Below are 15,074 nucleotides of genomic sequence, written 5' to 3'. Positions count from 1 at the left end.
TCTATATAGTATCACTTTCCATATCCGGTCTCATCCCTGAGGAGGAAGATTAAGAGTTAAGATTAGCTTTAATGAGGCGATATTTCTTGCTTCACTAGCTTCGCTGAAAGTAAATACCGGTCCGGTGCTGATCCCACGTATGAAAAAGGATAACAGGTGATCAAGGTAAGAATAGCCTTATCGCTTAGTTTTATTGCGCCGCGTTCATTCCCGTCTACAATCGTGCTGCCTGTCACTTCATAGGTGAACGTACCGTCCATGCTTTCCAGTTCGATCAGATCTCCTGCGACAAGTTCTCCTAGATTTCGGAATACGGTATCACGGTGTCCAGCAAGCACGCTATTACCGATGGCGCCGATGGCTGCGCTACCTATATAGTGTCCTGCTCCTTTTTTTAATTCAGGGCTTTCCGTACCCTCCAGAATAGCCACCTTCTTATTTAAGGTGGGGAAGCGGATTTCTCCAATCACTTCACCCTCTTTATAGGAAGGAGATGAAGCTGGTTGTTCTTTTGGAGAACTGACCATTCCCTTGGGGAGAGGGTTCTCTTCATTTGAAAGGGGGCGGGCGATGGCTTCCTCCCTCTTTTTGGCCCAATCATTTAGGGCCTGCTTGGCCTCGATGGGTGCTTTGACGACTTGAACGATCGAATAAATCAGCACAACTAAAGAGAGTATGAAGATTAGCTTCACGGTTAATAAGACACCATTACGCTTCTTCATACTCTCTCCTCCAGACTTAAATTACTAAACGTTATTCTTTCTTCGATTTCAATCTGCGCATGATGATCACGCTGAGTACCGCAATAGCTAAGCTGGCCAGAATTAAGTTATACCAAGGCTCGGCGGTATTTGGAAGCTCGTTGCCTGCCTCTGGTGCTCCCAAAGGAATGTCGCCGTCAGGTAAGGCTACCTCATCGCTTGGCTGAGGTGTTGCACTGGTGGCTTGACTACCAGCACCTGGTGACGCTGCAGGTGTAGGCTCATTACTGCTTCCGCCCATTGGAATCGGTTCTTCAGTAACGCTTATTTCATCGACTGCAGGCGGTGAAGCCGTAGGTGTAGGCGATGGTGTTGCAGTTGCTGTTGGAGGCACTGACTGACCTGGTGTTACGACAGCTGTAGGTGAGGCAGTAGTCGTTGGTGAATCCGTAGGTGTTTCAGTAGGTGTTGTAGTAGGTTCAGTTGTTGCTGTTGCCGTTGCTGTAGGTGATGGATCAGGTGTAGGTGCAACCGTCGCTATTGGCGTTGGCGTTGGCGTTGGCGTTGAAGTAGGCTCGGTGGTTGGACTTGGTTCTCCGGAAGCGGAGAATTCAAAAGCTACGGTCGTGGCCTTCCCTTGATATTCGTTGCCGGCTTCCCATGGGAAGGTTACATCCATTTGAATTACACTCTTCTCTCCTCCAGCAAGTGAACCGATGGTTACTCTGCCAGCAGCCTCACTCATCACTCCCGAATAGATGATTACTCCCTCTTTTTCGAGTGTCATTTGGAGAATATTGTACAATTCTACGTCTCCAGAGATGAATTTAAAGTCCACAAAGTAATCAAAGCCTTCTGTGCCATCATTAATAATCGTGTACTCTGAGCTCATTTCGTCACCGGGCTTCATATTGTTCATGGTGGCTGTGCTCGTGGTATGAGAATTCACAGTAAGCTTAATGGTATCCTGAGCGCTTACCCCTCCAGCGTGCCATATTACTCCTACCAGAATAATCAGAACGTAAGCAGCTATGAAGACCGAATGGTATTTCTTCTTCACTTTCTTTGCTCCTTTCTCCTGAGCCCATTGTAGCTGTTGAAAAACAAAATCTGCGGGCTTCCGGCAAAATTCTCCGTTTTAAACGATTATTCCATTCTACATTGTCGAAATAAGTGGTATTGTAAAGTACCACTCTTTCATTTGTGGGCGGAATCTTTCTGAATGAACGGAGAAAGAGGGCATAGCCAAAATACAAATCGTTCGTTATAGCGAATATATAAAGTATAATCAAAATGATATCCAAAGAAAAATGATGTATTACAACTAATTAGATCATATTTGCTTAAATAATAAGTATATGGTCTGTTTATCTGTTGATTTCTCTCTATATCTCTTTATTTTTATGTTTTTTAATATCTTATTAGTGTTTTATTAAGAACGGTTTCGAAAACAAAACAAAAAAGGCAAGACGAATATCTGAAACGGGAGAATTCCCGATACTCAGATAACGTCCTGCCTTGTTAAGACTGCAATCTTACAGTTCTTTCATAGCCTCAGCTACAATTTCATAGGAACGAAGACGAGCTTCATGATCATAAATCCCTGCGGAGATAATCAATTCATCTGCTTGTGTCTCTTTCAGAATGTCTTGAAGTCTTTCTTTAATCACTGCTTTATCGCCAGAGAAAGAATAACGCTGCTTATCGAGCATGATTGCTTTTTCTTGTACCGTCCATAGCCCATCCATACTCTCAACGGGTGGTTGTAGCTTGCCTGTACGCCCGCGGATGATATTGAGGAACTGCTGCTGCTGCGAGGTAGCTAGCTTTCTTGCCTCATCTACGGTATCGGCTGCTGTAACCCCTAGTCCGACCATAACATAAGGTTTGTCTAGTACTTCTGATGGACGGAAATTACTGTGGTATATGTGCAGCGCCTGAAGTAAATACTCAGGTGCAAAATGGCTGGCAAAGGCAAAAGGCAGCCCTAGCTTGGCTGCTAGCTCAGCACTAAAGCCGCTGGAGCCTAAGAGCCAGATGGGAACATTTAAGCCTTCCCCAGGAACCGCGCGTACTCCAGCTGGGCGCGATCCTGCTCCTGAAGGGTCGAAGTAAGCTCTTAGCTCACTTAGCTGCTCAGGGAATTCACTGCCATCGCTTCCGAGCCCGCGACGCAGCGCACGGGAAGCTGGTTGATCAGATCCGGGTGCTCTGCCCAGTCCAAGATCGATCCGTCCCGGATATAGAGATTCGAGAGTCCCGAACTGTTCGGCAATAACAAGTGGTGCGTGGTTGGATAGCATAATGCCACCAGAGCCAACACGTATACTTTGGGTGCCACCAGCAATATGTCCGATCAAGAGTGAGGTAGCAGAGCTGGCAACTCCGATCATATTATGATGTTCAGCGAACCAATACCGATGATAGCCCCACTTCTCAGCGTTCCGAGCTAAATCTAGTGAGTTATGAAAAGAGTCTGCCGCGGTCCCTCCTTCCACAATAGAAGCCAGGTCCAGTACGGAGAATCGAATGTCACGAGGTTGTTTCAATGTTATCCCTCCTATAATAAATGCTCTATGCTCATAGAGCAGTATTTGTAGCTACGAATATCGCTACTCGGATAGTATACCATGTAATAAAACTATATACACACTTTAAGTAAGTCGTTTATCTTCCGAGTGAAGAAAGAGGAGGAGAAGATGAATTTTAAAAACAATGTAAGCGCTTTAAAAATTCTATTGTTATTTCCAATCGGGCTTGCTATAATCACATCGAAAAGTTCCCTAAAAAAGGAAGTTATCATTATGAAGCCAACCATAAGAGATGTTGCCAGAATGGCCGAGGTGTCGATTAGCACAGTGTCACGTGTTATGAATGCACCGAATTCGGTAGTGGAGAGCAAACGGAATCGAGTGATGGAGGCTGTAGAACGATTGCGGTATCAACCTAATTCATTTGCACGTGGTTTGATTTACAAGAAGTCCTTTACACTGGGCCTGCTTATTCCGGATATTGAGAACCTGTATTTCGCAGGGGTGATTCGGGGGATGCAGGATGCTTGTATCAAGCTTGGGTATAGTCTAATGATCTGCAATACGGACCGCGACAAAGAACGACTACTGTCCTATATTGATAACTTCCATGAGAAGCAGGTGGATGGAATTGTATTCGCCAGTGATTTTCTTTACCCTGAGTATCATGACAAATTGGTCGGTTGTAGAATTCCATTTGTGCTAGTGTCCTCGCATTCCGATGAGTTCGACATTCCAAGTGTGGAGGTGGATGATGAAGCGGCTGCCTATGATGCGGTAAAGTTCCTGATTGATTTAGGTCATAAAGACATTGGTATGATTGGTTTTAACCATGATAATTCCGTATCAGGACCACCACGCTATGAGGGATTTGTAAGAGCACTAACAGAGTCAGGGCTACAGCAGAATATTGTGAAGAGCAAATATGCCAGTCACCGGTTTGAACATGCTTATCAAGCTGCGCACGAACTATTTACGGATTACCCTGAGCTAACTGCTGTTTTCTGTGTTGCTGATGAATTCGCGATGGGGACGATTTCTTATCTGAAGGATCGTAATATTCTTGTTCCGGGTCAGGTATCCGTGATTGGGTTTGATAATCTAAGGATGTCGGGTATGTTCATCCCGAAGCTAACTACGATTGCACAGCCAATTTACGAGTTAGGGTATCGTGCGGCCGAGAAGCTGCATGAATTGCTTACAACAGGTGAAGTGCAGGTATTGAATGAGAAGATGGAGCATAAGCTGATTGTGCGGGAATCTACACGAGAAAAATAGGGGTAGTTCACTTTTGTACCACCCTCTGAAAAGCTTTTCAGAATTCAGCGCTCGTCTTAAGCAACATTTGAATATTTGCTTAGACAATAAAAATAATTTTTACCAAAACATTTCAAATACAGATTGGAAACGCTTACTTTATGTGATACTATAACAAATGTAAGCGCTACAATTAATTGGAATTTATGATTGGATTCTTTTTTAGTATAGATCCTTAGATTCTGAAAAGCTTTGCAAGGAGGTGATCTGCTACAAGCTGCTTATACATGCCAGGGTACCGGATGATTGAGTCAGAAGCAATCTCTAAAACCATTAAAGGGGATGTACAAAAGATGAAGAAAACCTCAGGACGTAAAAAGTCATTGGCTTTAGTACTGTGTTTATCCTTCACTATGATGCTGAGCGCATGCGGCGGAGGCAATAACAACAATGCAGCGCCTACAGATCCACCTGCGGCGACTACCAGCCCAACAGCAGATAACACTGAGAAAGCTACAACTGCTCCTAGCACCGAGCCATCGGGATCTCCGCTAGAGCTAGCCATGAAGGGCGACTATAAAGGAACTAAAGTAACGATGTTCGGCCCCTTCGTAGATGCTGACCAAGTGAAATTTGAGAATAGTATTAAAGAGTTTGAAGAGAAGACAGGAATTGATATTCAATACGAGGGCTCAAAAGAGTTCGAAGCTACGATAAACATTCGAGTAGACGGTGGAAATGCTCCGGATATCGCTGATTTCCCGCAGCCGGGACTGCTAGCCTCCATTGCTAAGACTGGCAAGGTTATCGATTTAACTAACGTGCTGGATCAAGCCAAATTGACGGCTAATTACAACAAGAGCTGGCTTGATATGTCTAATATGGACGGGAAAGACGGCAAGATCATGGCGGGGATCTGGAACCGCAGTAACGTAAAGAGCTTGGTCTGGTATCCAAAAAAGCAATTTGATGAAGCAGGCTACAAGGTTCCTGAGACATGGGATGAGATGATGGCTCTGACGGAACAAATTGCGAAAGACGGTGATCCTGCTTGGGCTATTGGAATCGAGAGTGGTGCTGCAACAGGCTGGCCGGCAACAGACTGGGTAGAAAATATAATGCTGCGCACAACTACACCTGAGAACTACGATAAATGGGTAAAAGGTGAGCTGCCATTTACCTCTCCAGAAGTGAAGAATGCAGTTGAAACCATGTCCAAAATTTGGCTCAACAAGGATTATGTCTATGGTGGTGCAAAATCCATCGTGACGACATCGTTCGGGGATGCCCCAGCACCAATGTTCAATAATCCTCCTAAAGCATGGTTTAATATGCTCGGCAACTTTATTACAAGCTTCTTCCCTGAAACCGCAAAGGTTGATGTAGATTATGATTGGTTCTACCTGCCGCCTATTGACCCTCAATATGGTAAACCAGTACTAGTTGCTGGCGATATTTACGCGATGTTCAACGATCGTCCTGAAGTTCGTGCAGTTATGGAATTCTTTACTACAGGAGAATCCATTAAGAGCTGGGTGCAATCGGGCGGCGTAATTGCTCCAATGAATGATGCTTCCCTTGATTGGTATACCTCAGAATCCGATCGCCGGATGGCGAAGCTGGTTCAGGATGCTTCAACGCTGCGCTTTGATGGCTCTGACCTGATGCCGGGCAAAGTGGGCGCAGGTACCTTCTGGAAGGGCATGACCGACTACGTAAGCGGTACTGCGACGCTGGATCAGGCGTTGGAACAAATCCAGTCTGGCTGGAACAACTAACCTAATATTGAAAGCACACAGTTAAAAGAGGGGCAGCGAGATTTGAAGGTTCTCTGCCCCTCTTTTTGTTTTCCAAAGCGCGAGTATAGGAGGAGCTGGAGCTAATATGGGTGGACAATCACAACTACAACCACAACCACAAATGAAGCCACAATTAAAAGCCAAGCAGACGGTAAGCCTTAGGGCGGTATTGCTGTCTCTTTTAGTATTAATAGCCAATGTTGTTGTTAATGGCGCGATCTTTTTATTCTTTCGGGATTCGACGCTAAACCCGCTACTAACGGCGGTTCTGGCTGTTCTATGGGGGGTTCTGGGTGTTTATCTGATCTATTACACACTTACCTGGGCAGTCGAGCAATATCCTGATTACGTACGCCGAAAGGTATTGCCTTATATTTTTATTGGTCCGGCAGTGATTATATTGGGGTGGCTATTGGTGCTGCCTGCGCTGCGGACGCTGTATTTAAGCTTTTTCAATGCTTCTTCAGAGAAATTTGTGGGTCTCAGCAACTATGCAGCGATCTTTAGCGACCATCTAATGGCGACGGCACTGCGTAACAACTTGCTTTGGGTATTCGTTGGTACACTGGCATGTGTAGCTTTTGGGCTCTTGATTGCAATTCTTGCCGACAGAAGCAGCTATGAGAAGCTAGCTAAATCGATCATTTTTATGCCGATGGCTATTTCTTTTGTAGCCGCAGGCGTTATTTGGAAGTTTGTATATTACTATCAACCCGGCGATGAACAAATTGGACTTTTGAACGCCATCGTTACTTATTTTGGGGGAGAACCACAGGCATGGACGAGTATGCTTCAGCCGTGGAATAACTTTTTCCTCATCATCATTCTGATCTGGATGCAGACCGGATTTGCGATGGTGATATTCTCGGCAGCTATTAAGGGAGTTCCTGATGACATATTGGAAGCTGCACGAGTGGATGGTGCTAATGAGGTGAAGATCTTCTTTGGAATCATGATCCCCTACATTTCAGCAACCATTCTGACTGTGACAACGACCATTATCGTCTTTACATTGAAAATATTTGACGTCGTCATGGTGATGACAGGAGGTCAATACGATACAGAGGTAGTGGCTACACAGTTTTACCGCCAATTCTTTATGTACCGGAATTTCGGTTATGGCTCCACGCTGGCTATTGTTCTGCTGATCGCGGTGTTGCCTGTGATCATAATCAATCTACGTCAGTTCCGTAAGCAAGGGGGATTCTAATGGCCGGGAAAAAGAAGAGAAAAGGCAGCAAGACGATTGTTAATATCGTGCTGGGTGTGATTTGTTTCATTTGGTTGCTTCCGACCCTTGGGCTGTTCATTTCCTCCTTCCGTCCGGCTGCCGATATTCTGCAGACTGGATGGTGGAAAGCTTTTCCCCATCAGGAGTGGAAGGCTGGAGAGACCCTTCAGCTATCGAAGGATGTGGATCTGCGGGAGCCGATCGAGGTGAATGGCAAAACCTATACAGATGATCAGCTGAAGGCAGGCGTGAAGGCCGATGGCAGTCGTTTGATGTGGGAGAACCGCAGAGCGCGTACCATAAATCAACAGGAACAAGGCTGGAAAATGACACCGGATCTCACATTGGATAACTACAATAACGTGCTCTCGGGCAAGGAATACAAGCTCAAGCAAGCCGATGGCAGTGAAACGGTGCAAAAGGGTACCGGATTGTCGCAAGCCTTCTGGAATACACTGACGATCGCTGTTCCAGCGACGGTCATTCCGGTGTTAATTGCTTCTTTTGCCGCCTATGCTTTTGCTTGGCTACGTTTTCCTGGGCGCCGCACACTTTTTGTCATCATTATCGCTATGCTCGTTATTCCAATACAAGTGGCACTTATTCCAGTGCTCAAAGATTATACAGCTCTTGGACTGAACGGAAGTTACTTGGGCATTTGGCTGGCGCATACGGCCTTTGGATTACCGCTGGTTACCTACTTTATGTATAACTTTATCAGTCAGCTTCCTAAGGATTTGTTTGAATCAGCTTTTATGGATGGGGCGAGCCATTTCACTATTTTCAGTAGGCTGATTCTACCGTTATCTGTGCCCGCACTGGCTTCTATCGGAATCTTTCAATTCCTATGGGTGTGGAATGACTATTTAGTCTCGCTGATTTTTATCGGCAATCAACCGTCAGTGCAGGTCATGTCGATGAAGATCGCCGACTTAGTAGGCTCACGAGGCAACGACTGGCATTTACTCACCTCGGCTGCATTTATCTCCATGCTGATGCCGCTCGCGATTTTTTTCCTGCTGCAAAAGTATTTCGTCAGAGGGCTTATGGGTGGATCAATAAAAGGTTGATTTGAACATTTCAGGAATTATAAGGATAAAGTATAGCTAATTGAACAAAACTGTGTCAGGAGGAGCATAGAGAGATGAAGATGAAACCATACGTACATCCGGCTGCGGTGTATCCTTACCGGGAGTGGAGTCTTGATGAGGAGACTTATGATGAAGAGAACAATCAAAGAAGCGAAAGTGTATTTGCTCTGGGTAATGGATACATTGGCATGCGCGGTAATTTCGAGGAAGGTTACCATGGCCACTCGGGCTCATCTGTAATAGGGAACTATTTGAATGGATTTTTTGATTCCGAGCCTATTGTGTATCCAGAGGGAGCTTATGGGTATCCTTCCCGCAACCAAGCCATGCTGAACGTGACGGATGCCAAGATTATTGAGCTCAGCATTGAGGGTCATACCTTTCAGTTGAACAGTGGGCAAGTGCACCGTTATGAACGGAAGCTGGATATGCGAAATGGGATCTTGCATCGGCAGGTAGAATGGGAATCTCCTGCCGGACACAGGGTACAGCTGAACATTCGTCGGATGGTGGCCATGCAGCATAAACATTTAGCGGCCATAGATTACGAGGTCAAGGCATTGAATTTTGAGGGAACCCTAACGTTTACTTCATCGATCGATGGTGAGATCCAAAGGCCGGAGGTCACGGATGACCCTCGGCTGGGATCAGGGAGTAAGGAACCCAATTTGCTGCTAGTCGAAACCGGTCATGAGCTCGAGCAGTCCTTTTTGTGGATGAAGCAGAGGACGCGGCATACCGGGTTTGCTCTTTTAACAGGGATAAGCCACAGTCTGAAATGTAGCGCTGGATATGAAAGGCTCGTGCAGCTAGAAGATCAGCGATTGTCCATGCAATGGGTTGTTCCAGTGATAATGGGGGAAAGGATCTCCCTGACCAAGTACATTTCGTATCACACTTCTAAGGATTATGCAGAAGACGAGCTGTTAGGCAGGTGCTTAGAAGTGCAACACTTGGCGGAGAACTGTGGGTTTGAAGCGCTAGTTCATGAACAACGGGCTTTTCTGGATCAATTCTGGGCACATACCGATGTGGAGATTCAGGGCGATCTTGCGCTTCAACAGGGTATCCGTTTTAATGCTTTTCAATTGCTGCAATCCGTAGGACGCGACGGGGTTACGAACATCGGGGCCAAGGGCCTGACGGGTGAAGGATACGAAGGTCACTATTTCTGGGATACTGAGATGTATATGATACCCTTCTTTACATTTACACAGCCGGAGATTAGCCGGAAGCTACTCGAGTTTCGTTATGCTACGTTAGATAAGGCACGGGAACGGGCAGCAGTGATGTCTCAGAAGGGAGCACTGTATCCTTGGCGCACCATAGACGGGGCTGAGAACTCTTCCTATTTTCCGGCAGGAACAGCACAAATGCATATTAACGCGGATATTGCCTATGCCATTAAACAGTATGTGCAGGCAACTGGCGATTATGAGTTTCTGGTCCTGGAGGGGGCGGAAATGATTTTCGAGACCTCCCGCTTTTGGGTGGATCTGGGTCATTTTAATCCAGCCAGGGAGGGTGCGTTCTGTATTGACGCAGTAACGGGTCCAGATGAGTATACAGCTATCGTTAACAATAATGCATACACTAATCTTATGGTACGGGATCAACTCTATTATGCATATGAGATAGCCAGACTGTTAGGAAAGCAGTATCCGGAGCATTTTGAACGTCTGAAGGGCAAGATTGGTCTGACTGAGGAAGAGCCTGATGATTGGCTGGTCGCCGCAGAAAAAATGTATGTCCCTTTTGATGAGGAGCTTGGCATCTATGCTCAGGATGATACGTTTCTGACTAAGAAAAAGTGGGACTTTGAACATACGCCAGCGGATAAATATCCACTTCTGCTTCATTACCATCCGTTGGTGATTTACCGCCATCAGGTGCTCAAACAGGCAGATCTGGTGATGGCCATGTTTCTGTTAGGTGATCAGTTCAGCTTGGCGGACAAGATCCGCAATTACAATTACTATGAGCCGCTAACGACACATGATTCTTCTTTGTCACCGTGCATTCACAGTATTATTTCTGCTGAGATTGGTGATTTAACGGGGGCGTACGCCTATTTTGACCGCACGGTACGGATGGATTTAGATGATATTAACCGCAATGTGAAGGACGGGCTGCATACTGCTGCTATGGCAGGATCTTGGCTGTCGATTGTGAATGGGTTTGGTGGGATGCGCTTATGTGGCGGTATGCTGTCCTTTAATCCTGCCTTGCCAGCACAATGGGACAGCTATCGGTTTAAAATAACAAGTGGTGGGCACTTATTGGATATTTATGTTGATAGTAAGGTAGTGATTTATACACTACTGACAGGTGAAGAGATTGAAATTCTACATAAAGGGAGCCTTGTGCAGTTAACTGTAAAGAAGCCGGTGACCCTTTCAAATGTGAAGCAGCTTGAAGCTGTTATTTTCGAGCTGGACGGGATTATTACCGATTCTAGTGAGTATCATTATCTGGCCTGGAAAGCCTTAGCCGATGAGCTGGCGATTTCTTTTGATAGAGAGAAGCATGTACGTCTGAAGGGCCATAGTCGAATGGAATGTTTAGAGATTCTACTGGAGGGAAGCGGTCTGAATTTACCCCAACCGGTAAAAGGAATGCTCTGCAACAAAAAGAACGAAAAGTATAAACAGCTGATTCAACAAATGACACCGGATGATTTGCACCCGGGTATCCATAGTCTTCTGACCGATTTGAAGAAAAGGCGAATCCCTGTCGGGCTGGCTTCCGTTAATGAGAATGCGATGCTGATTCTTGAACGATTGAAGATCGGGCGCTTGTTTCAGGCGATTGCTGACCCTAAAAACATCCGTATGGGCAAGCCAGATCCGGAAATTTATTTACAGGTTACCGAGATGCTGGGCATATCACCTGACTGCTGCGTAGCTATCGAAGATACAGCGGAGGGGATAGCAGCCATCAAAGCCGCTGGTATGAGGTCCGTTGGAGCCGGAAGTTCATCCTTGAAAGAGAGTGCTGAGCTATGGTTCCCTTCTACCGCGGAGTTGCATGTAGAGAAATTGGTACAGTTTTTTGAGTAGTGAAAAGTATTTCTCCCGATAAGCTTAATAAGCAGCAAGCCTCCCAGTCATGGGAGGCTTGCTGCTTTGTCTATTTTAATACTTTTCGTACCAGCTTGATCTTATTCCCATAGGGTGGGTACACAATCCCGAGGTCGATTCGTGTGCCTCTCTTAACGATGCTTTTGCGGTGGGAAAAGACTTCAAAGCTGTGCTTCCCGTGATAACCGCCGATTCCAGAGTTGCCTACCCCACCAAACGGCAAGCTAGCGTTCGCCACATGCGAGATCGTATCATTGATGCAGCCTCCTCCGAAAGAGACTCGGGAAAGCACCTCTTGTTCAACATTTTTATCCTCTGTGAATAGATAAAGTGCAAGTGGTTTTGGGTGCTCGTTAATACTCTGGATAGCTTCATCCAATTGATGATATTCCAATATGGGTAGGATCGGACCGAAGATCTCATCTTCCATAGAAGCGTCAGTCCAAGCCGCAGGATAGATTAGTGTAGGTTCAATATAACGTTCTTCTGAAATGACGGTTCCGCCCATAACCACCTTTTCCCGATCCCGTTCAATGAGACTGGCGAGTCTTTGCAGCTGGCGCTCATTTACGATCCGGCCATAATCTGTATTCGGCTGCGTATTTTGACCGTAGAATTCAGTAATCTGATGTTTGATTTTGGTGATCAATTCATTAGCAATGTCCTTATGAACGAGCAAATAATCGGGGGCGATACAGGTTTGACCGGCATTTAATAATTTTCCCCATACGATTCGCTTCGCTGCAACATCAAGATTGGCTGATGTGTCGACAATGACCGGACTTTTCCCGCCAAGCTCCAAGGTTACAGGCACTAGATTCTTCGCAGCGGCTTCCATCACGATTTTGCCGACCGGAACACTGCCCGTGAAGAAAATATAATCAAACTTGGCATGGATCAGCAGATTGGTGGTCTCTTTCTCCCCCTGAACTACGCGAATATACTGGGGTTCGAAGGTCTCCTGAATGAGCTGCTCTATAACAGCCGTAATGGCTGGTGTGCTCTCCGATGGCTTGAGGACAGCGCAGTTTCCAGCGGCAATGGCGCCTATAAGCGGTTCGATCAGCAACTGAAATGGATAATTAAAAGGACCTATAATGAGCGCGGTACCGTAAGGTTCACTTAAGATATAACTCTTCGCAGGAAATAAATGCAGTGGTGATCTAACCTTTACGGGCTTCGCCCAACGTCTGAGATGCTTCATCATGTAACCTAGGCTGTCCAAGGTGAAGCCAATCTCTGTGGCATAAGCCTCGAACTCACTTTTTCCTAAATCCTGTTGTAAGGCAGTGATAATGCGAACCTCGTATCGTTTAATACTGTCTTTAAGTTTCTGTAGCTGACTAAGCCGAAAGGCAACCTCTTTAGTTGCGCCACGATTAAAAAAGTCCTTATGTTCTTCAAGCATCACTTGAATACTAGCCGTTGTATGTGTTGTCATAATACTCCCCTCCTTCATTATAGTAGTTCAGACTATGGGAGCCGATAAAAGGCGAAGGGCTCGCCAAAGCGGAAGGAATCACTTGCCTCGTCCAGATTGCTCACTGTCTCTTCGTTAAGCTGAATGGAGGTACTATGCAAATTCTGTTCCAGCTGCTCCACGCGTGTAGCCCCAACAATAACTGTCGAGACGGCAGGACGATTCATGAGCCAAGCTAAGGAAAGTGCTGTAGAAGAGGTTCCCAGTTCTTCAGCTATCTGCCCCACTTTGTTCCCCAGTTCGATCCGTTCATGATTCAGGAATCTTTTGAAATTAGGATCGGTATCTGCTCTGGATCCTGAAGGTGCGGAACCGTTTGAGTTATATTTACCTGTGAGAATTCCGCCCGCCAGTGGAAAATAAGGAATAATCCCTACACCTTGATCAAGACAAAGGGAGAGAAGCTCATTCTCCGGGGTCCGATCCGCTAAGGAGTAGCTACACTGAATTGAAATATATTTGGCGAAGCTCCGTGCCTCACAAATTCCAATCGCCTTCATTAATTGCCATGCTGTATAGTTGGAAGCCCCGATATAGCGTACTTTGCCCGAAGATACCATATCATCCAAGGTCCGTAACGTCTCTTCGAGTGGCGTATTGGGATCGAAGGTGTGAATCTGGTATAGATCGACATAGTCCGTTTTTAGGCGGCGAAGACTATCTTCTAATTCCTGCATCAAATGGCGCCTCGAGGAGCCGCTTCCGTTAGGTCCGTCATGCTTAACTAAACCTGCTTTAGTGGCGAGAACAGCCTCATGTCTTCTACTTTCCAAGGCCAAACCGATGATTCGCTCAGATTCGGAGCCGGCGTAAATATTAGCGGTATCGATAAAGTTAATGCCATGATCCAGCGCAGTATGTACGATCTTTATGGAGGTCTCTTGATCCGCCCTTTTACCAAAAGCATTTGTCCCCAGTCCCAATGCGGATACTTGTAGTCCGCTATTTCCAAGTCTTTTAAAGTTCATCTTCAGCACTCCTCATCATCCATTTTTTTAGGCTTAGTAAAAAGATCCATAGCTGTCTCTATGAACATCTTTACAGCTATGGAAGTATCGGTAAGCGAGCTGACTGCAATATGTATATCTCTATAGGCGTCGGGCTGCAATTCACGGGTTACTACATTTGGAGGTAAAGATAACAAAGATAGCTCAGACATCACACCTACAGCCAGCCCCTCTTGAACCATATTAAGAGCTGTTGCATAGTTATTAACCACATATTTTACATTCAGATAGCTGCTGCTTCTGCGGAATAAATCTACCACCGGTGGTTCATAACCTGCTTTACAGATCAGCATAGGCTCACCTGCTAATTCTCTCACACCTATGACAGAACGCTCGTGCAAAGGATGGTCATCTCTGATTACAGCGTACAGCTTTTCTCTATATAGTGGGATGGTTTCGAACGCCTCGCAAGGAGCGAGCAATAAGCCAACATCAATTTCTTTGGATTCCAGCCATTCTCTGACTTCGGCGATAGAGCCCTCCTGCAGGCTAATCGTAATATTCGGATATCTTTCAGTGATAGAGCTAATAATCTTCGGTAAAAAATAGGCAGAAGCCACTGGAAAAGCCCCAATTCGAATGCTTCCCTTCTCAAGCCCCCTCTCGGCAAAAATCTCCTGATTGACCTTATCAAAGCCCATTAGAATTTCACGAAAAATAACAAGGATACGCTTGCCGATGTCAGTAAGCATTAGACCGTTCCGTCGATCTCGAAGTAATAGCTTTACATCCAGTTCGGCTTCTAAAGAGGAAATTGCTCGACTGACAGCAGGTTGGGTCATATTCAGTTCTACACCAGCTTTGGTAAAACTACCGCTCTCTGCGATTTTGACGAACAAACGAATTTGATTATTGTTCATAACAAATATGATATGCCCCTTATGAGTATTATTCATT

At 45.7% G+C, this 15,074-nt stretch carries 11 protein-coding genes; 5 read left to right on the top strand and 6 right to left on the bottom strand.

Annotated elements, in window-relative coordinates; translation table 11 throughout:
• Positions 1 to 68: 68 nt before the first annotated feature.
• From NYE25_RS19775 to NYE25_RS19765, 3 genes are all read right to left on the bottom strand, one after another.
• Positions 69 to 722: a sortase gene (locus NYE25_RS19775; protein ID WP_341146654.1), complete on the bottom strand. Its 654-nt coding sequence runs from the start codon at positions 720 to 722 to the stop codon at positions 69 to 71.
• A gap of 31 nt (positions 723 to 753) precedes the next feature.
• Positions 754 to 1,761 carry a hypothetical protein gene (locus NYE25_RS19770; RefSeq protein WP_341146653.1) on the bottom strand — a complete coding sequence of 336 codons (1,008 nt, stop codon included), beginning with the start codon at positions 1,759 to 1,761 and terminating at the stop codon, positions 754 to 756.
• A 475-nt stretch (positions 1,762 to 2,236) separates the two neighbouring features.
• Positions 2,237 to 3,250 carry an LLM class flavin-dependent oxidoreductase gene (locus NYE25_RS19765; RefSeq protein ID WP_341146652.1) on the bottom strand — a complete coding sequence of 338 codons (1,014 nt, stop codon included), beginning with the start codon at positions 3,248 to 3,250 and terminating at the stop codon, positions 2,237 to 2,239.
• 255 nt (positions 3,251 to 3,505) lie between these two features.
• Between NYE25_RS19765 and NYE25_RS19760 the strand changes: the two genes are divergently transcribed.
• The 5 genes from NYE25_RS19760 to pgmB all read left to right on the top strand — a co-directional run bounded on the left by NYE25_RS19760 (position 3,506) and on the right by pgmB (position 11,669).
• The gene (locus NYE25_RS19760; protein ID WP_076297981.1) at positions 3,506 to 4,510 is read left to right on the top strand and encodes a LacI family DNA-binding transcriptional regulator; all 1,005 of its coding nucleotides are present in this window, start codon (positions 3,506 to 3,508) and stop codon (positions 4,508 to 4,510) included.
• Positions 4,511 to 4,842: 332 nt separating this feature from the next.
• On the top strand, positions 4,843 to 6,267 hold the full coding sequence (locus NYE25_RS19755) for an ABC transporter substrate-binding protein (protein WP_076285069.1): 1,425 nt from the start codon (positions 4,843 to 4,845) through the stop codon (positions 6,265 to 6,267).
• Between the two features lie 142 nt (positions 6,268 to 6,409).
• Positions 6,410 to 7,498: a carbohydrate ABC transporter permease gene (locus NYE25_RS19750; protein WP_341147754.1), complete on the top strand. Its 1,089-nt coding sequence runs from the start codon at positions 6,410 to 6,412 to the stop codon at positions 7,496 to 7,498.
• Positions 7,498 to 8,589 (top strand): carbohydrate ABC transporter permease, encoded by a 1,092-nt coding sequence (locus NYE25_RS19745; protein WP_042131499.1) that lies wholly within the window; start codon positions 7,498 to 7,500, stop codon positions 8,587 to 8,589. The genes NYE25_RS19750 and NYE25_RS19745 overlap by 1 nt, the downstream gene beginning before the upstream one ends.
• 74 nt (positions 8,590 to 8,663) lie before the next feature.
• Complete coding sequence (gene pgmB / locus NYE25_RS19740; RefSeq protein ID WP_341146651.1) at positions 8,664 to 11,669, top strand: beta-phosphoglucomutase; 3,006 nt, start codon at positions 8,664 to 8,666, stop codon at positions 11,667 to 11,669.
• 70 nt (positions 11,670 to 11,739) lie between these two features.
• Here pgmB and NYE25_RS19735 read toward each other — a convergent pair whose 3' ends face one another.
• The 3 genes from NYE25_RS19735 to NYE25_RS19725 are packed head-to-tail and all read right to left on the bottom strand — an operon-like array spanning position 11,740 to position 15,037.
• Entirely contained in the window at positions 11,740 to 13,131 is a 1,392-nt protein-coding gene (locus NYE25_RS19735; protein WP_341146650.1) for an aldehyde dehydrogenase, read from the bottom strand.
• A gap of 32 nt (positions 13,132 to 13,163) precedes the next feature.
• Positions 13,164 to 14,138, bottom strand: coding sequence for an aldo/keto reductase (locus NYE25_RS19730; RefSeq protein ID WP_341146649.1), 975 nt, complete (start codon positions 14,136 to 14,138; stop codon positions 13,164 to 13,166).
• A gap of 2 nt (positions 14,139 to 14,140) precedes the next feature.
• Positions 14,141 to 15,037, bottom strand: a complete 897-nt coding sequence (locus tag NYE25_RS19725; RefSeq protein WP_341146648.1) for a LysR family transcriptional regulator — start codon at positions 15,035 to 15,037, stop codon at positions 14,141 to 14,143.
• Positions 15,038 to 15,074 lie beyond the last annotated feature (37 nt).

It is taken from the genome of Paenibacillus sp. FSL E2-8871, assembly GCF_038000345.1.
Classification (GTDB): Bacteria; Bacillota; Bacilli; order Paenibacillales; family Paenibacillaceae; genus Paenibacillus_AQ.
The sequence above is the reverse complement of the archived record's forward strand: the minus strand, read 5'-3'. Positions and strand labels throughout refer to the sequence as shown.

What these genes read in the sequence shown, in the direction of transcription:
- NYE25_RS19775 (WP_341146654.1), bottom strand. Translation starts at nt 722, where the DNA reads ATGAAGAAGCGTAATGGTGTCTTATTAACCGTGAAGCTAATCTTCATA.
- NYE25_RS19760 (WP_076297981.1), top strand. Translation starts at nt 3,506, where the DNA reads ATGAAGCCAACCATAAGAGATGTTGCCAGAATGGCCGAGGTGTCGATT.
- NYE25_RS19755 (WP_076285069.1), top strand. Translation starts at nt 4,843, where the DNA reads ATGAAGAAAACCTCAGGACGTAAAAAGTCATTGGCTTTAGTACTGTGT.
- NYE25_RS19750 (WP_341147754.1), top strand. Translation starts at nt 6,410, where the DNA reads ATGAAGCCACAATTAAAAGCCAAGCAGACGGTAAGCCTTAGGGCGGTA.
- NYE25_RS19745 (WP_042131499.1), top strand. Translation starts at nt 7,498, where the DNA reads ATGGCCGGGAAAAAGAAGAGAAAAGGCAGCAAGACGATTGTTAATATC.
- pgmB (WP_341146651.1), top strand. Translation starts at nt 8,664, where the DNA reads ATGAAGATGAAACCATACGTACATCCGGCTGCGGTGTATCCTTACCGG.
- NYE25_RS19735 (WP_341146650.1), bottom strand. Translation starts at nt 13,131, where the DNA reads ATGACAACACATACAACGGCTAGTATTCAAGTGATGCTTGAAGAACAT.
- NYE25_RS19730 (WP_341146649.1), bottom strand. Translation starts at nt 14,138, where the DNA reads ATGAACTTTAAAAGACTTGGAAATAGCGGACTACAAGTATCCGCATTG.
- NYE25_RS19725 (WP_341146648.1), bottom strand. Translation starts at nt 15,037, where the DNA reads ATGAACAATAATCAAATTCGTTTGTTCGTCAAAATCGCAGAGAGCGGT.